Below are 18362 nucleotides of genomic sequence, written 5' to 3' on the forward strand. Positions count from 1 at the left end.
GCGGTGACTGCCGTCACTGACCACACGGATCAAGCCGACCGTCCTGGAGACGGACGTTCTGGAGACGGACGCTCCGGAGAGGGGCGCTCCGGGAACGGACGTTCTGGAGACGGGCGCAACGGAGAGGGGCGCTCCGGGGACGGATGCTCTGGCGACGGGCACGCCGAGGGCACGCCTCCCGGGGACGGGCGTCCCGGGGACGGTCGCCGCGTGCCCGAGCACTCCGACGACGGCGCCCGCGATAACGCCTCTTCGGGTGCGGCCGCCTCGGGCGCCGAGAGCGAGGGGACCGCCGGCGTCGACGCGGCCGCCAGGAGCGCCCGGGACGCCCGCGCGGAGGGCGGACCGCCCGGCGGTACGGCACGGAGCGGCACCCGGCCCCAGGACGGCACGGAAGGCGCCGACGGCACGGGCGGAGCCCGAGGAGGCGGCAAGGAGGGCGGTACCGGCAAGACCGGGCGGAGCGACGGCGCCGCCGGACAGGGCGCCGCGCGGAACACCTCGGGAGCCGAGCCGCACGCGCGCGGGGAGGCCGAGGACTCCGCGCGCGCGGAGGACGGCCCCGTCTGGGACGACGGCCTCATCGCGCGCCGGGTGACCGAGACGGCCGCCGCCCGCTACCAGACGCCGCAGGCGGAGACGAAGGCCGCCGTCGCGTCGGTCCCGGCCCCCCTCGCGTACGACGCTCCGCTGGGCTCACGCCTGGACGCGCTCCGCGAACTGGTGGGCCTCTCCCGGGCGCGCCTCGACAGCGGCACCCTCGCCGAGGCGGGCCGGGTCCTGGACGAGGCGGCGGCCCGGCGCAAGCTGTCCGGGGAGCACACCGTCGTCGCCATCGCCGGGGCCACGGGCAGCGGCAAGTCGCAGCTCTTCAACGCGCTCGCGGGCGTGGCGATCTCCGAGACCGGCGTCCGCAGACCGACGACGTCGGCGCCGATCGCCTGCACCTGGAGCGACGGCGCGGCCACCCTCATCGACCGGCTCGGCATCCCCGGACGGCTGCGCAGACGCCCGCTGCAGAGCGCGGAGGCGGAGTCCCAGCTGCGCGGCCTGGTCCTGGTCGACCTGCCCGACCACGACTCGGCGGCCGTCCAGCACCGCGCGCAGGTGGACCGTGTCCTCGGGCTGGTCGACGCGGTCATCTGGGTGGTCGATCCGGAGAAGTACGCGGACGCCGTCCTCCACGAGCGCTATCTGCGGCCGCTGGCCGGGCACGCGGAAGTCACGTTCGTGGTGCTCAACCAGGTGGACCGGCTCCCCGGCGACGCCGCCGACCAGGTGCTCGACGATCTGCGGCGGCTGCTCGACGAGGACGGCATCGCGCTCGGCGAGTACGGCGAACCGGGCGCGACCGTCCTCTCGCTGTCCGCGCTCACCGGTGCCGGTGTCCCCGAACTGCGCGAGTGCCTGAGCCAGTTCGTGGCCGAACGCGGGGCGGCGGCGCGGCGGATCTCCGCCGATCTCGACCTGGCCGCCGCGCGGCTCCGGCCCGTCTACGCGACGGGGCGGCGGGTCGGGCTCAGCGAGGAGGCGCGGGACGAGTTCTCCGACCGGCTCGCGGACGCGGTCGGCGCCGTGGCGACCGGGGAGGCCGCCGAGCGGTCCTGGCGCCGCAACGCCAACCGGGCCTGCGGCACGCCCTGGCTGCGGCTGTGGCGCTGGTACCTGGAGCGGCGCGAGCCTCCGACCGGGCGGCTGCCGGTGCGCGCTCCCGTGGACGAGGAGGCCACCGCACGCCAGCGGGTCGAGCAGGCCGTGCGCACGGTGGCCGACCGGGCCGCGTACGGGCTTCCGGCGCCCTGGGCGCAGGCGGTGCGCGAGGCGGCCGTGCGGGGCGCGCAGGGGCTGCCCGAGGCGCTGGACGACATGGCGGCGCGTGCCACAGCGCCGGCGGGAAGGCCGCCACGGCCGGGCTGGTGGCCCGTCGCGGTGCTGGCACAGGCCGCGATGACGATCGTGCAGGTCGTCGGCGGGCTCTGGCTGGTGGGCCAGATCATCGGGGTCATGTCCCCGAACCTCGGGGTTCCGGTGCTGCTGATGCTGTCCGGCATCATCGGCGGCCCGGCCGTCGAATGGGCCAGCAGAATGGCGGCCCGCGGCCCGGCCAGGCGCTACGGCCTGGAGGCGGAGAGACGGTTGCGTGAGGCGGCCGCCGCGTGCGGCAGGGCCCGGGTGCTGGATCCGGTGGCCGCGGAGCTGCTGCGGTACCGCGAGGTGCGGGAGCAGTACGGGCGGGTCATCGGGGTGGCGACGGCGGGGACAGCGACAGCGGGTACCCCGGTCGGGTGACGCGGATTTCCACAACTGCCCGGCGGCCCACAGCGCCGAGCGGGTCCGGCCCGGCGGCGGCAGTCTGAATTCCGCGGCGGTCGCAGCGCATGCGACCGCCGCGGCAGACGTATCCGCACGGGAGGGATTCACGATGAACGAGACGATGGTGTGCGCGGTGGGCAACGTGGCGACACGGCCCGTGTACCGGGACTTGGCGAACGGCGCGTCGGCGCGGTTCCGGCTGGCGGTGACCTCTCGGTACTGGGACCGCGAGAAGAACGGATGGACGGACGGGCACACCAACTTCTTCACGGTGTGGGCCAATCGCGCGCTCGCCACGAACGTGGGCGCCTCGGTGTCGGTGGGCGATCCCGTCATCGTGCAGGGCAGGCTGAAGGTGCGCACGGAGACCCGCGACGGACAGAGCTGGACGTCGGCGGACATCGACGCGGTGGCGATCGGCCACGACCTCTCTCGCGGCACGTCGGCCTTCCGGCGCCCGTCCAAGGAGGGCGAGCCGGCTCCGGACCGGCGCCCCGAGCCCAGTTGGGAGACCGACCCGGATGCCGAGCTCGGAGGTGTGTCCCAACCGCTGCCCGAACCGGCCGGGGTGACGTGATGTCAGAGAGTGCCGTGATCTGACCGAACTGCGGCTTATCGACAAATAAACGGCGAACAGCTCTCGTGGATTTGTCGATAGGCGCAGCTCACGGACGTGATCGCGATAACGATTCCGAGTCAGATCGGTTATCGGATGACATGACTGGGGGGAGCGATGCGGGGCTTCCTTAGGATGCCGAACACAGCTTTCGGGGCTTCTGATTCTGCTGGCGGGACCGTCCCCCATGTCAAAGGGTCCTGCGTGAAGGGGAATTCTGTGTCTTCTGCGTTCTCTGTGTCGTCCGCACGAGGGCGAGGAGCAGCGCGTCTCGCCGCCGCGGCCCTGGTGTGGGGGCTCGCCGCCGCGGGGACGCTCGTCGGCGCCGGCCCGGCCGCCGCCGACCAGATACCGCAGAGCCAGGGCGGAGCGACCGCGACCATAGGGGACCTGAAGACGTACGGGTCGGCGGTCATCCACGAGAACGGCGAGGACTCCTGGGTCTCGGCAGGTCTGTTCGAGATGACCGTCGAGAACGGCGGCATGCTGCAGACGTATTGCATCGACCTGCACAATCCGACGCAGCGGGACGCCCGGTATCAGGAGACCTCCTGGAGCGGCACCTCGCTGAGCGGCAACAAGGACGCGGGCAAGATCCGCTGGATCCTCGAGAACTCCTATCCGCAGGTGAACGACCTGGCGGCGCTGGCCGAGAAGGCCGGTGTCTCCGGCCTCACCGAGCAGGACGCGGCGGCCGGCACCCAGGTGGCGATCTGGCGGTACTCGGACGGCGCCGACGTGGACGCCGCGGACCCGCGGGCCGAGAAGCTCGCGGACTACCTGCAGAAGAACGCACGGGACCTGGCGGAGCCCGAGGCCTCGCTGACGCTCTCCCCGGCCGCGGTGTCCGGCCACCCCGGTGAGCGGCTGGGCCCGGTCACCGTGCGCACCAACGCGAACAGCGTGACGGTGACCCCGCCCACGGACATCGCCGCGGGCGGAGTGAAGGTCGTCGACCAGCACGGCAAGCCGGTCACCTCCGCGACGAACGGCAGCCGCCTCTTCTTCGACGTGCCGAACGACGGCGCGGACGGCTCCACCTCGCTCACCGTGCAGGCATCCACGACCGTTCCGGTCGGCCGCGCCTTCACCTCGGAGACCCGCAGCCAGACCCAGATCCTCGCCGGCTCCAGCGAGTCCACCGTCTCCGCCGTGGCGAGCGCGGACTGGGCGGCGAAGGGCCCGATACCCGCGCTGTCGGCCCAGAAGGACTGCGCCAAGGGAGGTGTGGACATCACGGCCGCGAACAAGGGTGACCAGGCGTTCACGTTCGAGCTGATGGGCGTCGAGCACACCGTCGCGGCGGGCATATCCGAGACCCTCACCATCCCGCTGCAGGAGGACCAGGCCTACGACTTCACGGTCGGCGGCTCGGACGGCGGGAAGCGGTTCAAGGGAGTCCTCGACTGCAAGACTCAGGGCGGCGCGAGCGGCATCTCGGCCCAGACGTTCAGCGAGCCGAGCCCGGCCTCGGTGGGCGGCACCGGCGCGGGTACCGACCTCGCCGAGACCGGCGGCACCTCGCTGACGCCGATCATCGCGGGCGCGGCCATCGCCCTCGTCCTGATCGGCGGGGCCGTGGTGGTCCTCTTCGGGCGGAAGCAGACGCCGCCTCAGATCTGACGGCACGACACCGGGTCACCGGGTCACCGGGTCACCGGGTCACCGGGTCACCGGGTCACCGGGTCACCGGGTCACCGGGGAGGGTCCAGGCGTGCGCCTCGTGAAGTGAGCCGGTGAGTGCCCGGGGAAGCGTAAAAGCCGACCGCCCCGACGACTTGAGTCGACGGGGCGGCGGGACAACGGCGGTGACGGCGGCTAGGAGCGGGTGCTCCGGACGCGGACGACGGCGAAGGCCGCCGCGATCAGGCCGAGCACACCGACGATCAGGCCCGCGGTGCCCAGAGCACGGGCGGTCGAGTCGCTGCTGTCGGCACTCGCGGTCGACTTCGCCTCGGCCGAGCCGGAGCCCGAGTCCGAGTTCGAATTCGAGGACGAGTTCGAGGACGAGTCCGAGTCCGAGCCGGACGCCCCGGTCGCGGACGAGCCGGGCTCCTCTCCCGAGCCCTTGGCCGTGAGGGCCAGCACCGGCGCCGGGCTCTCCGGCTCCTCCTCGCCCTTCTGCGGCTGCTCGATCCAGCGGGCCACCTTGCCGTCCGAGTAGGTCTGGAGGGTCTTGAAGGTCAACTGGTCGACGTCGTCGGGGAGCTGGCCGAAGGCGACCTGGAAGTCCTGGAACTCGCCGTGGCGGATGCGGCCCCCGGTCCAGGTGATCTCGGAGACGGTGTCGGTGATCGTGCCGTCGTCCGTCTTGACGGGCTTCTTCAGCTTGACGGTCGTCGCCTTCGCGGTCCAGCCCGCCTGCGGGGTGACCAGAACACCCAGGAGGGGGTGGTCGGTGGGAAGGAAGATCTGCACCTTGGTGGTGCTGGCGGTGTCCTCCTCGTTGGGGACGCGGAAGCTCAGGAGACCGTCCGTGGCTCCCTTGGCGTAGCTCTCGGGGTGGACCGTGACGTGCGCGAAGGCCGCGCCGGAGGCGGCCAGGACGCCCGCGGTGGCGAGGGCGAGGGCGGTACCGGTGCGGCGCAGGGTGGTGCTGATCGGGGACATCCGGGGAACTCCGTACTGAGGCGGGAAGTGGTCAGGGCGCGGGAGCGAGCCCTGCCGGCGGTCCCCGGCGCGAGACGGCGTGGCGGAGCAGTGTCCGGCCGAGCGGCCAGGGCTCGGCGGGGGTCCGGCCCCCGGCGTCCGCGGACGGCCGTACCGGAAGGAGCCCCGTGCGGGTCCTCCACCACGCGGCGAGTCCCGGTACGAACGTCACGGCCCGGCGCAGCAGGGACCACAGGGCGGCCTCGCCGCGTCGCAGCCACCAGGTCGCGAGCACGGCGGCGGCGACATGCGCGGCCGTGGCGTGCGGGGTGAGGGCGTGGACGGAGGACTGCGCCATGTGCATTCCGTGCATTCCGTGCATGGTCATCGTCATGCGGGGCCGGGCCGCCTCGAAGCCGAGGTGGAGTCCGGCCTGGGCGACCAGCATGGCGGCGCCTATGCCGGACAGGGAGCGTTCGCGGCCGCCGAGCGGGCAGGACGCGGCGAAGACGGCGAGGAGTCCGGCGCCCTCCGCCCAGAGCGGCGGCGCCTGTCCGGTGGCGAGCAGATGCCCTCCGGCGGCCAGCAGGACGCACAGGACGGCGAACACCGCCGCGCGCAGGGTCCGTACCGCCGGCGACGCATTCATGGTGCCCAGATACTGCCATGGGCGGTGGGCGGCCGTCGCGGCTTCCCCCTGCGGTCCGCGTCACGCCCGCCCGGCCGGGCCGGCCGCCGCTCGGGTAGGGTCCGGATGAGCCTGGAAGGAACCCGTACATGCGCCTGCGTTGTGCCGTGCTGGACGACTATCAGAGTGTCGCGACGGAGATCGCCGACTGGTCACCGCTCGCGGACGCCGTGGAAGTCACCGGTTTCGACCGGCACTTCGAGGACGTGGACACGCTGGCCGCCGCGCTGGCGGACTTCGACATCGTGGTCACCCTCCGCGAACGTGTGGCGTTCCCGGCGTCGTTGCTGGCCCGGCTGCCCCGGCTGAGGCTGCTGATCGCCTCCGGGATGCGCAACTCGGCGATCGACTACGCCGCCGCCGAGGCGCACGGGGTGACGGTGTGCGGCACGCCGAGTTCGGCCACGCCCCCGGTCGAGCTGACCTGGGCCCTGCTGCTCGGCCTCGCGCGGGGCATCGTCACCGAGAGCAACGCCCTGCGGGAGAACGGACCCTGGCAGAGCACCGTGGGCGCCGATCTGCACGGCCGTCGGCTCGGCCTGCTCGGGCTGGGCCGGATCGGCGGCCGGGTGGCGCAGGTGGGCCTCGCCTTCGGTATGCAGGTCGGTGCGTGGAGCCAGAACCTCACCGTGGAACGGGCCGAGGAGGTGGGGGTGGAGCTCGCGGCCTCCAAGGAGGAACTGCTGGCGGAGAGCGACTTCGTCTCCGTGCATCTCGCGCTCGGCGACCGCACCCGGGGACTCGTGGGCGCCGCCGAACTGGCCCTGCTCAAACCGACCGCCTTCCTCGTCAACACCTCGCGCTCGGCGATCGTCGACCAGGAGGCACTGCTGGCCGCGCTGCGCGAGGGGCGCATCGCCGGGGCGGGCGTCGACGTGTTCGACTCCGAGCCGCTGCCCCCGGACCACCCGATGCGCTCGGCTCCCCGGCTGCTGGCCACCCCGCACCTCGGGTACGTGTCCCGGTCCAACTACGAGGCCTATTACGGGGCGGCCGTCGAGAACATCCAGGCGTTCCTGGACGGCAAGCCCTTGCGCCGTCTCGGCTGACCTGCCGCCCCCGGCAGCCGTACGAACGGCCGCTCGTGGGGCCCCTGTTCGAAGAGTGATCCCCTGGCGGAACGCCCGTGACCAGGGGTGGACGGACGCGTTGAACGGGAAGTGCGGTCGCGTCCGAGCCATCGCACTCGTCGAGTCTTAAGGAGAACGTGATGTCTCGCATCGCGAAGGCCGCCGCAGTCGTCGTGGGCACGGGTGCCGTGGCCCTGAGCGGGGCCGGCATGGCCATGGCGGACGCCGGCGCCCAGGGCGGGGCCGTGGGTTCCCCCGGTGTGCTGTCGGGCAACGTCATCCAGGCCCCGATCAACGTGCCGGTCAACGTGTGCGGCAACACGATCAACGTCGTCGGCCTGCTGAACCCCGCCTTCGGCAACACCTGCGTCAACGGCGGTGGCCACCTGAAGCACCACCACGCCAAGCCCACCCACACCACGCAGCACAGCACGCACGGCTACGGCAACTGAGCCAGCGGAAGCGAGGCCCCCGGCGGAAAGTCGCTGCCGGGGGCCTCGTCGTGTCCGGTACGCCGGTGGTGGACGGGGCTACGCGTACCGGTAGATGTGGCTGTGGTCCTCCATCGACGCGGGCGTCACGCCCCACGGCGGCATCTTCTCGCGCCGGGCGACGATGCGCCGGTACTGGGAGTCGCGAGGCCCGGGCGCGCGTTCGGGCAGATAGCGGCCGCCCGGGTGCCGCTTCTGCCAGCGGGACCACTGGAGATCGACGAAGGCGTGGTGCAGCCAGAAGACGGGATCGTTGACGGAGGCTCCGCCCAGCATGTGGCCGCCGACCCAGCGGTGGACGCGGTTGTGGTTCTCCCAGGTGGCGTTGCCCGTCCCGTGCCCCCAGCCCTCGAGACGGTTGCGGAAGCCGCGGGTGACCGTCGAGTCGTAGGGGGCGGTGTCGTAGACGGGGTCGGCCAGGGCGGCGTTCAGCGCGGTCCGGGTGGGCAGCTGGATCGGCTTGCGGGGGCGGCCGAACTCGCGCATGAGGAAGGCGCCGTCGGTCACCCCCTCCTTGATCGTCCACTTGCCCTGCGCGTAGGCGAAGGGCCCGGTCATCACCTGCCGGTCCGAGCTCCGCCCGTTGCCGCCCAGCAGGTCCTTGGTCCAGGGGGCGGAGGTCGGCGTGCGGTCCCGGGTCCAGTCCCAGTACGGCACGCTCACCCCGGAGTCCACGCGCTGCAGCGCCTGTTCCAGGTCCAGCAGGAAGCACCGGTGCCAGGGCAGGAACGAGGGCGCCATATGGGCCGCGCGCAGTCCGCCGTCGCCGTCGGAGACGTAGTAGTCGATGTGCCGGCGCACGAACTCGTCGTACTCCCCGCGCCGTTTGACCTCCAGCATGGCGACGACGAAGCGGCGCCGCTCACTGCTGGTGAGGGCGCTGACGTTCTTACGCGTGTACACCATGGTGGTGGCCGCCCCCCTCCGTACCGAGTCCGCGGGAACCGGTCCCCCGCCCGCCGCCCGTGCCGCCCGCCTTGTCGTCCATGCCTCTGAGCTGCTCGGCGGGGCCGAGTTGGTCGACGGCCGCGCGGGCCGCCGCCAGCGGTGTCGGGTACGACTCGTAGTGGTCCACCATGCTGAGATAGCTGCCGTCCGCGCGGCGCATCAGATGCAGCGGCCTGCCGTCCACCGTTACCTGCCACTCCCCGCCCGCGTACGCGGCGCGGCCGTCCGAGCCGCCCCGTGTGCCGAGGATGTGCCGGCCGCGGTACACCTCGTCGAAGGAGAGGTCCCGGGGGCGGCGCGGCGGCCGGGAGGCCGCGACGACGGGGGCCAGCGCCGCGCCGACGGCCGACACGAGTAGTCCCCGCATCGCGCCACGCCGGGTCAGGGCAAGTCCGCCCGCCACGCGCCCCGCCGTCCGGCCGCCCGCCGGGGCGGCGGGCACCCGTTCCCGCCCGCGCCTCGGTACTCTGCCCGACATCCAGCTGGCGAACATGCTTCTCTCCTCCACGGGTTCAGGCTGCTTCGGTCTGCTTCATCCGACGTGCGACTGCGTCAAGGGCGTGACGGTCCAGGCGACGAATGTCCGGAGGCGTGGGCCCGGTCCGGACTCCCGGGCCCACGCCTCCGACGGGTGGGGGACGGCTAGGAGCCGGCGCCCATCTCCAGGTTCGCCACCGGCACGGTCTCCAGCAGCGGTGTGAGCACGGCGGCCTGAGGCGTCTTCAGCCCGGGCAGGCCGAAGCGGTGCGGGTCCGGCGCGCCGAGCGGGCTGTCCAGGGACACGCCGGGGGTCCGCGTCCGCAGGCCGGCCGCGGGCGCGTTGAGTCCGAGGTGGTCGGCTCCTTCGCCGAGAAGGTGCGGCAGCGGCGTACGGACGTCGGCGCCCGGGAGTCCGCCGCTCAGCGGCAGCTGCGGAACGATCCGTTCGGGGAGCATCCGGCCCTCGACGTACCGCGGCCCGTCCAGCCGGCCCGGCAGGGGCAGCGGCAGCTGACCCGCGATGCTGGGCGTCCTGAGGCCGAGGGACTGCTCGACCCCGTTCAGCGGCACCGGGATGGGGACCGTGTCGGCCGCGACGGCCGGGGCAGCGGCGGCGGCGCCCGTCGCCGCCGCCACACCGGTCAGAACGGCGGCGAGGGTTCCTCGTGTGGTCGGCTTCATCTCAGGTACGGTCCCTTTCGCAATGCCGATGGCTCGGCTTCCGTACCGGGTAACGACTCGGGAACGTCATCAGCTCAAGATTCCCTCGACGGATTCATTAGTCGTTCCATAGGGAGAATCAGCTCGTCCAGAAATCCCACCAGCGGGTCAGGATGAGCATGCCGACGATGCCGATGTGCAGGACCGGCAGAACCCAGGTGAACTCCGCGAAGAATGTCCTGAGCCAGTCCGGGGCGGGCAGGAACGCGTTGCGCACGGTGAACGACGTGACGTACCAGAACATGATGATCGTGGCGACCCAGGCCAGACAGCACCACAGGCACAACGCGTTGATCCGGTACAGCGACTGGAACTGGAGCCAGCTGACGAATCCGACGCCGAACAACGTGCCCGCGTCGAAGACCAGCCAGTACCAGCCCGGGAATTCGGCCCGCGCGAGCAGGCTCATGCCGACGCAGATCACCACGCTGTACGTCACCAGGCCGAGCATCGGGTTGGGGAACCCGAAGACCGAGGCCTGTTCGCTCTTCATGACGCTGCCGCAGGAGACGACCGGGTTGAGGCTGCACCCCGGGACGAAGTTCGGGTTCTCCAGCAGCTTGAACTTGTCGATGGTGATGACCCACGCGGCGAGCAGCCCGGCCGCTCCCGTGATCACCAGCATCAATGCGAAGGCGCGGCCGCTGCCCGCGGTGTGCCCGCGGCCGCCCGTCCCCGCTCCCGCGCCGCCCGTCCCCCGTTCCGCGGCGGCCGTCATCAGGCCCGCAGGCTGCGTGCGGGCAGCAGCACGTGGGCCGCGCTGAGCAGGGTCTCCTCGTCGCCCGCGAAGGCCGTCAGGTCCTCGGGCGCGACGGGCTTGCCGGGCTGGGCCACGGGCCAGGCGCGGGTGGCGAACAGGAAGTAGGCGTAGCCACGCTCCCCCACCGCCTCGAGCCACTCCGGCGGGGCGATGCACTGGGCGTTGAGGTACGGCATGTTGACGACGGCCTGGCCGGCCTCGACGAGCAGCGTGAGCGGCAGGCGCGGCTGCTGCGATCCGTCGACGAGCGTGTCGCCCACGGGAATCCCGTTCTCGGCCAGCAGCTGCCGGATGGCGGCCGCGGACCCTTCGGGACCCCCTTCGCCGTCCCCCAGCGAGTAGGCGAGGAGATAGGGCATGTCGCCGTCGGGGGTTTCTCCGCTGAATGCCATGACGGCGAGCGTGCCGAGATCGGCGACCCGCAGAGGGCGCATTTCGCTTGAGGTTGAGGTCACCGCGGAACCTTATCGATGCGCCCGTTCGGGTTCCGCGCGGAAATCACCCGACCGGGCGACGTCCGAGAGCGTGACCACACGAACGAGGTACCCGGCTCGAACAGCGGGAAGGGCCGATTCCGTACCTTCGGAATCGGCCCTTCCCGGCACGTCGGCGGTATCGCGTCAGTGGTTGGCGCAGACGTTGCCGAACGTCGGGTTCAGCAGGCCGACGATGTTGACCGTGTTGCCGCAGACATTGACCGGGATGTGGACCGGAATCTGCACGACGTTGCCCGAGAGGACACCCGGGGAATTGAACGCGGCACCCTCGGCGCCGGAGTCGGCCACGGCACTGCCCGCGGCGGCACCCGCGGCCATTCCGGCGGTGGCGAGAATGAGAGCGGCCTTCTTGGCGGTGTTCATGGTGAACCCTTTCATCGGAGATCTGTTTCAGAGCCTAGGGAAATGCCCGCGGGCCTCATGGAAGGACACGCGCGGAATGCGCACGACTAATGCTGCAGGGGAAGTCCGCCGAGGAGCTGGGCGGGAGCGGCCGCGGAGTTGAGCGTCTTCGTCGCGCCGTTCACACCGCTCAGCACGGAGCCCTTCTTCTCGGTGTCGAGCGCGTCCGACTGGTGCTGGAGCGGAAGAACGTCCTGCACACTGAGCGAATGCTGGCTGGTGACGGTCTCCAGGGCGCCGTTGAGGCTGGACGGCGTGAGGCCCGAGGTTCCGGCGGCGAACGCGGGCGCGGCGGCTCCGGCGACGACCAGGGACCCGGCGACTACGGCGGCGGCCTTGAGGGACTTCATCGTGTTCCTTTCTTCGGCGACCGATGTCACCGGAGGGAATTCCTCTTTGCGCTGCCTAACGAGCCCCGAACGCGACGGAAACTCCGCGTGCAGGAAATTTCTGCACGCGGAGCCCCGGCTCCGCAGGACCGTTCACATGCGGACCGGCCGCCCCCCGTTGCGGAGGACGGCCGGCCGGAAGGGTCCGCGATGACGTCAGTGGTTGACGCAGGTGTTGCCGAACGCGGGGTTCAGCAGGGCGATGACGTTGACGGTGTTGCCGCAGAGGTTCACCGGAACGTGGACCGGAACCTGCAGGACGTTGCCCGACAGCACGCCGGGGGAGTGGGCGGCCGCGCCCTGCGCGCCGCTGTCGGCGGCGGCGATACCGGCGGTGCCGGCAACGGCGGCAGCGGCAACGGAGGTCAGGGCCAGGCCCTTCGCGATACGCGACATGGAGAACTGCTCCTTGGAATTCGACACAACATCCGGGCGGGATGCCCGGCTCCGGGTTCAACGCGCGGCGCGCACGCGGGTTCTGCCTCCAAAGGAGTGATGTCTCGACCGGTCCGGCTTCACCATTCCGACACACATCACAGCTTTCGGTGACAAAGCGGGACAACGGCTAGAGTCGGGCTCTCCGAGGACGTCTGGAAGCGGGCGTCGAGGGACGCCGGGGCTCGCGGGGAGCCGACGCGCACACGTCTGATTCGTCTGATTCTCGGATGTTCGTTCGCTGGTCCAGAACGTTTTCCCCGAAAGGGCACCGCCGGTCATGCGTACTTCCCCGACCTTGCTGCTGCGCCGTGCGATCGTGGGCTGCTCGGCCCTCGCCGTCCTCTGGGCGCCGGCCGATCCCGCGTCCGCCCGCACCCCCGCCGACGCGGCGCACACCGCCCGCACCCCCGCGCAGGAAGCGCACTTCGCGTACGCCGCGCACACCGGCGGAACGCCCGTGGCGCAGGCGGAGACGCTCGCGTTCACACAGCGGTACCGGGCGCTCCAGCACGGCGGCATCGTGCGGGCCGCCAACTCCTCGATCAGCTGCGCCGGTTCGGCCCGGACGGCACTGCCCCGCGGCTCGGTGAGAACGGCCGGGCCCGCCCGCGCCGCGGCACCCACCTGCGCCTCGGTCCGCCGGGGCGCCACGGCCGCGAACGGCGACTTCGACATGGCGTACATCGACGTCGACCACGACCCGAACACCTACAACTCCAGTCGCGCGGAGGTCCGTCTGCCCAAGGGCGCGCACGTCACGTACGCGCGGCTGTACTGGGGCGGCAACCTCCGGGTCGGCGAGCAGAAGCCGCCGCGGGACAACGGGCGCGTGCTGATCGCCGAACCCGGCGGCGCGTACAAGGACCTGCGCGCGGACCGCGTGGTCGGACACCGGGTGGCCCGCGGCGCGGACGCGTTCCAGGCGTCGGCGGACGTCACCCGGCTGGTGCGGGCGAGCGGTTCGGGGCTCTACACAGTGGCCCAGGTCAACGTGGCGAAGGGCCGGTCCGCCGCCGGCGCCTGGGGCGGCTGGACGCTGATGGTGGCGTACGAGAAGAGGACGGAGCCGCTGCGGCGGCTGACGGTGTGGGACGGCTTCGGGCTGCTCGGCCCGGGTGAGGAGCGGGTGATCCCGCTGCGGGGGCAGGGACTTCCCGAGGTCCTGCGGGGCCGGGTGGGCCTGGTCGCGTACAACGGCGACCGCGGCCGCCGCGGCGACTCGCTGTCCGTGTCGACCGGCCGCGGTGCCCCGACGGCACTGGGTGACGCCGCCAACCCCCGTGACGACGTGCTGAATTCGACCATCAGCGAGCCCGGGACCGCCGCCGTGCGGCGGGTGCCCGCGTACGCCAACACCCTCGGCTACGACTCGGACGTCCTCGAACTCGGCAAGGGGATCCGCCGCGGGGGTGACCAGTTGGCCTTCCGGATCGTTTCGCAGCGGGACGCGGCCTGGGTCGGAGCACTGTTCGCCGCCGTCGACGCGAAGCAGTGACGCGCGCCCCGGCGCGCCGCCCGTCAGCGAGGAACCGCGCATGCATCAGCCAACAGGGACTCCGCCGCGGGTCCTTCATGTCACGCAGCCGGTCGACGGGGGCGTGGCCCGGGTGGTCGCCGACCTCGTCGGGGCGCAGCTCGCCGCCGGAACACGGGTGAGCGTCGCCTGCCCGGACGGCAACGGCTTCGCCCGGGAGGTACGGGCGCTCGGCGCGGACGTACGGCCCTGGCACGCCACGCGGGCGCCCGGGCCGCAGCTGGCCCAGGAGGTCCGGCGGCTCGGCCGGGTGCTGGCGCGGGTGCGGCCCGACGTGGTGCACGCGCACAGCGCCAAGGCGGGGCTCGCGGCCCGGCTCGCGCTGCGGGGACGGATCCCCACCGTGTTCCAGCCGCACGCCTGGTCGTTCGAGGCCGTCGACGGTGCCGCCGCGGCCCTCGCGCTGCGCTGGGAGCGGTGGGGCGCGCGCTGGGCGTCCCAGGTGGTGTGCGTCAGCGAGGCGGAGCGCGCGACGGGCGTACGAGCCGGGGTGCGCGCCCCCTGGACGGTGATCCCGAACGGCGTCGACCCCGAGCGCTTCCACCCCGCGGCCGTGGACGCCGTGAGAGCCGGGCTGCCGCTGCTCGCGGGGATCGATCCGGCGGCTCCGCTGGTGGTGTGCGTGGGACGGCTGTGCCGGCAGAAGGGGCAGGACATCCTGCTGGAGGCCTGGCCCTCGGTGCTGCGGCGGATGCCCGCGGCACGCCTCGTGCTCGTCGGGGACGGGCCGGACGCCGCCCGGCTGCGCGCCGGGGCTCCGCGCGGTGTGCTGTTCGCCGGCGCCACGGCCGACGCGGTGCCCTGGTACCAGGCCGCCGACCTCGTGGTGCTGCCGTCCCGCTGGGAAGGCATGGCGCTGGCCCCGTTGGAGGCCATGGCCTGCGGGCGCCCGGTCGTCATGACGGACGTGGACGGCGCCCGCGAGAGCCTGCCGCCCGGACACGACACCCGCGCTCTGGTGGCCTCGCCGGAACCGGCGCCGCTGGCCGAGTCGATCGGCGCGCTGCTGTCCGATCCCCTGCTGCGTGAATCACTCGGCCACCAGGGCCGCCGCCACGTACTGACCACGCACGACGTACGCCGCACGGCCGACGCGGTCGCGCGGGTGTACCGCGAACTACTGACCGGGCGACAGCCGCAGCACGCCGGGGGTGTCATGTGCGCGGACCACACCGAGTGCAGGGAGTCCATCCACTCGTGACTGCGGAAAGCACCGTTCCCTCCCCCGGCGGCCAGCCCCGGGAGTACGGATCCTCGTCCGTCTCGGTCATGTCGTCGCGCGAGACCGAGGGCGGTTTCAGATTCCCGGCCGGACAGCGGCGGCCCACGGCCCGGCGTGCCTCCTGGCTGCCGCTGGCCGCCGCGGACGCCGTCGCCGCCCTGCTGGCCGGACAGACGCTCACGGAGGTCCAGCGGCATCCGCTGCTCCTCGTCGCCCTGCTCCTCGGCGTGCTCGCCCTGAACGCGCGGGCGTCCCTGTACCGGCCGGTGCCGCTGCCCTCGCTCCTCGACGAACTGCCGGCCGTGTGCGGGCGGATCGCGGTCGTCTGGTGCGCGCTGGCCGCCGCCTGCGCCGCGTTCGCCGCGGACGGAGCGCTGTCGGCCCGGACCCTGGCTCTCGGCTGCGCCGTCCAGTCGCTGGTCGGCTGCGCGGGCCGCGGGGCGGTGCACTGGCGCCGCCGCCGGGCCCTCGCCCGGCACCCCGGAGCCGCCCTGGTGGTCGGTCCCGCCGGGACGGCCCAGCGGGTGGCCGCGGCCTTCCTGCGCCACCCGAACTGCGGTGTCAGGCCGGTCGGTGTCGTCTCCGACCTGCCGGCCGGCCTCGGCGGGCTGCCCGTGCTCACCTCCGGCGAGGAGGTGCAGCGGGCGCTCATCCAGAACGGGGTGCGGGCCGTGCTGCTGGTCGAGCCGCCGAGCCGGCGCGGACCGATGCTGCGGGCCCTGGCCCACGCGGGCTGCGAGCTGTGGGAGGTCGACCCGGACTCCCCGTCGTACGACCGCGAGGGCGGGCACACGCTGGCCGGATTCGCCTGCCGTCCGCTCTCGGTCGGCCCCCGGCGCGCCGGGCTCGGCAAGCGGCTCCTCGATGTCGCCGTCTCCGGCACGCTGCTGCTGCTGGTCAGTCCGCTGCTGCTGGTGTTCGCCGCCGTCCTGCGGCTGACCGACGGGCCCGGTGTGGTGTTCCGGCAGGAGCGCATCGGCAAGGACGGACGGCCGTTCACGCTGCTGAAGTTCCGCACCCACCGCCCGGTCGACGCGCACGAGGCCGCGACCCGCTGGAGCGTGGCCGGCGAGCAGGAGATGAGCCGCTTCTGCCACTTCCTGCGGCGCACCTCGCTCGACGAGCTGCTCCAGCTCCTGAACGTCCTGTGGGGCGACATGAGCCTGGTCGGCCCCCGCCCCGAACGCCCCTACTTCGTGGCCAAGTTCAGCCAGACCTACCCCGGATACGCGGCCCGCCACCGGATGCAGACCGGCATCACCGGACTCGCCCAGGTGCACGGGCTGCGCGGCGACACCTCGATCGAGGACCGCTGCCGGTTCGACAACGCGTACATCGACAACTGGTCGATGTGGCAGGACATCTGCATCCTGCTGCGCACGGCCGCGGCGCTGGTGCGCCCGACGGGGAGCTGAGCCCGTGAGCCACGCCCTGCCCGTCACTCCCCTGGACACGCTGACCGCGGCGCTGCGGCGCGCGCTGCCGGTGCTGCCCGTCATCGCGGTGATCGCGCTGCTCGGACTGCCGATCGCGCCGAGCGGCGAGGGCGGCGCGAACATCGCGGACGCGGTGTCCGGCCTCGTGGTGCTCTGCTGCGCGGTCCACCTCCTGCGGACCCGCCGCCGCCCGCTGTCCGCGACCGCCGCCGTGGTCCTCGGGCTCCCGGTGGTGGGCATCTCGGTCGCCGCGGCCGGAGCCGCGGACGTGGGGGCGGGGATCACCGGCCTCACCCGCTATCTGCAGGTCTTCGTGCTGGTGCCGGCCGCGGTCCTGCTGCTGGTCCGCGACCGGCGCGATCTGCGGCTGCTGGCCTGGTCGTTCGTCGCGCTGGCGCTGTGGCAGGGGGCGGTCGGGGTACATCAGTACGTCACCGGGACCGGGGCCTCTTACCAGGGCGAGGACGTCCGCGCGGTCGGGACCTTCGGGCCGACCGACGTGATGGGCATGGCGACGGTGGTCGCGTTCGGGGTGGTGTGCGCGGTGGCGCTGGCCCTCGGCGCCGCGGAGCCGCGACGGCGCACGATCGCCGTGCTGTGCGCGCTGGTCCTGCTGGGGCCGCTGGCCCTCTCCTTCAGCCGGGGCGCGTGGATCGCCACCGCCGTGGCGTGCGGAGCGCAGCTGGTGCTGGCGGGTGTGCGGCGCGCGGTGAAGGTGGTCGCCGTGCTGGTCGCGACCGGGACGATCCTGGTGGGCGGCCTCGGTGTCGGCAGCAGCATGCTCCAGGAGCGGCTCACCAGCATCACGCAGGTCGCCGACGCGCCGGACCAGTCGGTGACCGACCGGTACACGATGTGGGCGGCGGCCACCGGCATGTGGCGCGAGCACCCCCTGACGGGCGTCGGGCTCAAGGGCTTCCCCGACTACCGCGACTCCCACGCCTCGCTCGCCCTCTCCTCGGGCAGCGACATCGCGGGCGCGGGCGCCGCCTATCACAAGCAGGCGCTGCTCTCCCCGCACAACATGTACCTCCTGGTGCTGAGCGAGCAGGGCCTCGTCGGACTGCTCGCCCTGGCGGGCAGCTGGCTCGCCCTGCTGGTGGGCGCGCTGCGCGGGCTGGTCAGGTCCCGCCGCCCGGCACAGGGCGCAGGCAACAGCGCCAACACCGGCCCCGACACCAACACCGGCAGCGGCAGCGGCAGCGGCACGGACTGCGCGCTCGTCGCGTGCGGGCTGCTCGTCTGGCAGCTGGTCGACTTCGTGTACGCGGACATCGGCGGCCCCTCCACGGTCCTGACGGGCGTGGTCTTCGGCGTCGTCGGCTGGTGGGCGCTGATGGACCCCTCGGCGACGCCCGCCGCACGGGAGGCGGTCCCGGCCGCGGCCGTACGGAAGGAGGCCGCGGCGCGATGACCATGACGCCGCCCAGGGCGGGGGAAGGCCGGGACGAGGCCCCGGGCTCCGGGCCGGACACGTCCGACGCGACCGGCAGCACCGGAACAGCCGGTGGCGGAGCCGGGGCAGGTGCCGGGACAGTTGGCTGCGCAGGCGCTGAGGCCGGGGCAAGGGCAGGCGCCGGGGCAGGTGGCGCCGCAGGTGCCGGGGCCGGGGCCGGGACAGTTGGCGCCGCAGGTGCCGGGGCAGGTGCCCGGACAGTTGGCGGCGCAGGCGCTGGGGCCGGGGCAAGGGCAGGCGCCGGGGCAGGTGGCGCCGCAGGTGCCGGGGCCGGGGCCGGGACAGTTGGCGGCGCAGGCGCTGAGGCCGGGGC

The 18362-nt window shown here is 73.0% G+C and carries 19 protein-coding genes; 9 read left to right on the plus strand and 10 right to left on the minus strand.

Going from position 1 to position 18362, the window contains the following annotated elements; genetic code table 11:
• Window positions 1-210 precede the first annotated feature (210 nt).
• The 3 genes from IO36_RS11245 (at window position 211) to IO36_RS11255 (ending at window position 4552) form a co-directional block, all read left to right on the plus strand.
• A complete protein-coding gene (locus IO36_RS11245) occupies window positions 211-2289 on the plus strand; it encodes a YfjP family GTPase (protein ID WP_051900307.1) in 2079 nt (692 codons plus the stop codon).
• Window positions 2290-2422: 133 nt separating this feature from the next.
• Window positions 2423-2890: a single-stranded DNA-binding protein gene (locus IO36_RS11250; protein ID WP_037618906.1), complete on the plus strand. Its 468-nt coding sequence runs from the start codon at window positions 2423-2425 to the stop codon at window positions 2888-2890.
• 258 nt (window positions 2891-3148) lie between these two features.
• The gene (locus IO36_RS11255) at window positions 3149-4552 is read left to right on the plus strand and encodes a Cys-Gln thioester bond-forming surface protein (protein ID WP_245173213.1); all 1404 of its coding nucleotides are present in this window, start codon (window positions 3149-3151) and stop codon (window positions 4550-4552) included.
• Between the two features lie 195 nt (window positions 4553-4747).
• On the opposite strand, the gene IO36_RS11260 is transcribed toward IO36_RS11255, so the two are convergent.
• Window positions 4748-5539: a YcnI family copper-binding membrane protein gene (locus IO36_RS11260; protein WP_037618909.1), complete on the minus strand. Its 792-nt coding sequence runs from the start codon at window positions 5537-5539 to the stop codon at window positions 4748-4750.
• Between the two features lie 31 nt (window positions 5540-5570).
• Window positions 5571-6167 (minus strand): hypothetical protein, encoded by a 597-nt coding sequence (locus tag IO36_RS11265; RefSeq protein WP_037618910.1) that lies wholly within the window; start codon window positions 6165-6167, stop codon window positions 5571-5573.
• A 128-nt stretch (window positions 6168-6295) separates the two neighbouring features.
• Between IO36_RS11265 and IO36_RS11270 the strand changes: the two genes are divergently transcribed.
• Together IO36_RS11270 and IO36_RS11275 are read left to right on the plus strand one after the other, a co-directional pair.
• Window positions 6296-7255 (plus strand): D-2-hydroxyacid dehydrogenase family protein, encoded by a 960-nt coding sequence (locus IO36_RS11270; protein WP_037618914.1) that lies wholly within the window; start codon window positions 6296-6298, stop codon window positions 7253-7255.
• Between the two features lie 161 nt (window positions 7256-7416).
• Window positions 7417-7728 carry a chaplin gene (locus IO36_RS11275; RefSeq protein ID WP_037618919.1) on the plus strand — a complete coding sequence of 104 codons (312 nt, stop codon included), beginning with the start codon at window positions 7417-7419 and terminating at the stop codon, window positions 7726-7728.
• A gap of 78 nt (window positions 7729-7806) precedes the next feature.
• Here IO36_RS11275 and IO36_RS11280 read toward each other — a convergent pair whose 3' ends face one another.
• From IO36_RS11280 to chpG, 8 genes are all read right to left on the minus strand, one after another.
• Entirely contained in the window at window positions 7807-8673 is an 867-nt protein-coding gene (locus IO36_RS11280) for a tyrosinase family protein (RefSeq protein WP_037618920.1), read from the minus strand.
• The gene (locus IO36_RS11285; protein WP_387709759.1) at window positions 8657-9208 is read right to left on the minus strand and encodes a tyrosinase family oxidase copper chaperone; all 552 of its coding nucleotides are present in this window, start codon (window positions 9206-9208) and stop codon (window positions 8657-8659) included. The genes IO36_RS11280 and IO36_RS11285 overlap by 17 nt, the downstream gene beginning before the upstream one ends.
• Window positions 9209-9357: 149 nt before the next feature.
• Window positions 9358-9876, minus strand: a complete 519-nt coding sequence (locus IO36_RS11290) for a hypothetical protein (RefSeq protein WP_037618921.1) — start codon at window positions 9874-9876, stop codon at window positions 9358-9360.
• 118 nt (window positions 9877-9994) lie between these two features.
• Window positions 9995-10633 (minus strand): vitamin K epoxide reductase family protein, encoded by a 639-nt coding sequence (locus IO36_RS11295; RefSeq protein WP_078943119.1) that lies wholly within the window; start codon window positions 10631-10633, stop codon window positions 9995-9997.
• Complete coding sequence (locus IO36_RS11300; protein ID WP_037618923.1) at window positions 10633-11130, minus strand: DUF5949 family protein; 498 nt, start codon at window positions 11128-11130, stop codon at window positions 10633-10635. Before IO36_RS11300 ends, IO36_RS11295 begins: the two co-directional genes overlap by 1 nt.
• 165 nt (window positions 11131-11295) lie before the next feature.
• Window positions 11296-11535: a chaplin gene (locus IO36_RS11305; RefSeq protein ID WP_037618925.1), complete on the minus strand. Its 240-nt coding sequence runs from the start codon at window positions 11533-11535 to the stop codon at window positions 11296-11298.
• Window positions 11536-11621: 86 nt separating this feature from the next.
• Complete coding sequence (locus tag IO36_RS11310; RefSeq protein ID WP_037618928.1) at window positions 11622-11924, minus strand: hypothetical protein; 303 nt, start codon at window positions 11922-11924, stop codon at window positions 11622-11624.
• Window positions 11925-12119: 195 nt separating this feature from the next.
• The gene (gene chpG / locus IO36_RS11315) at window positions 12120-12359 is read right to left on the minus strand and encodes a chaplin ChpG (protein ID WP_037618930.1); all 240 of its coding nucleotides are present in this window, start codon (window positions 12357-12359) and stop codon (window positions 12120-12122) included.
• A 319-nt stretch (window positions 12360-12678) separates the two neighbouring features.
• On the opposite strand from chpG, the gene IO36_RS11320 reads away from it, so the two are divergent.
• The 4 genes from IO36_RS11320 to IO36_RS11335 are packed head-to-tail and all read left to right on the plus strand — an operon-like array spanning window position 12679 to window position 18007.
• Window positions 12679-13896, plus strand: coding sequence for a hypothetical protein (locus IO36_RS11320; protein ID WP_037618932.1), 1218 nt, complete (start codon window positions 12679-12681; stop codon window positions 13894-13896).
• Between the two features lie 40 nt (window positions 13897-13936).
• Complete coding sequence (locus IO36_RS11325; protein WP_037618934.1) at window positions 13937-15136, plus strand: glycosyltransferase family 4 protein; 1200 nt, start codon at window positions 13937-13939, stop codon at window positions 15134-15136.
• On the plus strand, window positions 15133-16572 hold the full coding sequence (locus IO36_RS11330; RefSeq protein WP_037618935.1) for an exopolysaccharide biosynthesis polyprenyl glycosylphosphotransferase: 1440 nt from the start codon (window positions 15133-15135) through the stop codon (window positions 16570-16572). The genes IO36_RS11325 and IO36_RS11330 overlap by 4 nt, the downstream gene beginning before the upstream one ends.
• Before the next feature lie 4 nt (window positions 16573-16576).
• Window positions 16577-18007: an O-antigen ligase family protein gene (locus IO36_RS11335; RefSeq protein WP_078943120.1), complete on the plus strand. Its 1431-nt coding sequence runs from the start codon at window positions 16577-16579 to the stop codon at window positions 18005-18007.
• The last annotated feature ends 355 nt before the right edge of the window (window positions 18008-18362 follow it).

This window comes from Streptomyces aureus (assembly GCF_000725495.1).
Taxonomy (GTDB): Bacteria; Actinomycetota; Actinomycetes; order Streptomycetales; family Streptomycetaceae; genus Streptomyces; species Streptomyces aureus_B.

What these genes read in the sequence shown, in the direction of transcription:
- IO36_RS11250 (WP_037618906.1), top strand. Translation starts at nt 2,423, where the DNA reads ATGAACGAGACGATGGTGTGCGCGGTGGGCAACGTGGCGACACGGCCC.
- IO36_RS11260 (WP_037618909.1), bottom strand. Translation starts at nt 5,539, where the DNA reads ATGTCCCCGATCAGCACCACCCTGCGCCGCACCGGTACCGCCCTCGCC.
- IO36_RS11265 (WP_037618910.1), bottom strand. Translation starts at nt 6,167, where the DNA reads ATGAATGCGTCGCCGGCGGTACGGACCCTGCGCGCGGCGGTGTTCGCC.
- IO36_RS11270 (WP_037618914.1), top strand. Translation starts at nt 6,296, where the DNA reads ATGCGCCTGCGTTGTGCCGTGCTGGACGACTATCAGAGTGTCGCGACG.
- IO36_RS11275 (WP_037618919.1), top strand. Translation starts at nt 7,417, where the DNA reads ATGTCTCGCATCGCGAAGGCCGCCGCAGTCGTCGTGGGCACGGGTGCC.
- IO36_RS11280 (WP_037618920.1), bottom strand. Translation starts at nt 8,673, where the DNA reads ATGGTGTACACGCGTAAGAACGTCAGCGCCCTCACCAGCAGTGAGCGG.
- IO36_RS11285 (WP_387709759.1), bottom strand. Translation starts at nt 9,208, where the DNA reads ATGTTCGCCAGCTGGATGTCGGGCAGAGTACCGAGGCGCGGGCGGGAA.
- IO36_RS11290 (WP_037618921.1), bottom strand. Translation starts at nt 9,876, where the DNA reads ATGAAGCCGACCACACGAGGAACCCTCGCCGCCGTTCTGACCGGTGTG.
- IO36_RS11295 (WP_078943119.1), bottom strand. Translation starts at nt 10,633, where the DNA reads ATGACGGCCGCCGCGGAACGGGGGACGGGCGGCGCGGGAGCGGGGACG.
- IO36_RS11305 (WP_037618925.1), bottom strand. Translation starts at nt 11,535, where the DNA reads ATGAACACCGCCAAGAAGGCCGCTCTCATTCTCGCCACCGCCGGAATG.
- IO36_RS11310 (WP_037618928.1), bottom strand. Translation starts at nt 11,924, where the DNA reads ATGAAGTCCCTCAAGGCCGCCGCCGTAGTCGCCGGGTCCCTGGTCGTC.
- chpG (WP_037618930.1), bottom strand. Translation starts at nt 12,359, where the DNA reads ATGTCGCGTATCGCGAAGGGCCTGGCCCTGACCTCCGTTGCCGCTGCC.
- IO36_RS11320 (WP_037618932.1), top strand. Translation starts at nt 12,679, where the DNA reads ATGCGTACTTCCCCGACCTTGCTGCTGCGCCGTGCGATCGTGGGCTGC.
- IO36_RS11325 (WP_037618934.1), top strand. Translation starts at nt 13,937, where the DNA reads ATGCATCAGCCAACAGGGACTCCGCCGCGGGTCCTTCATGTCACGCAG.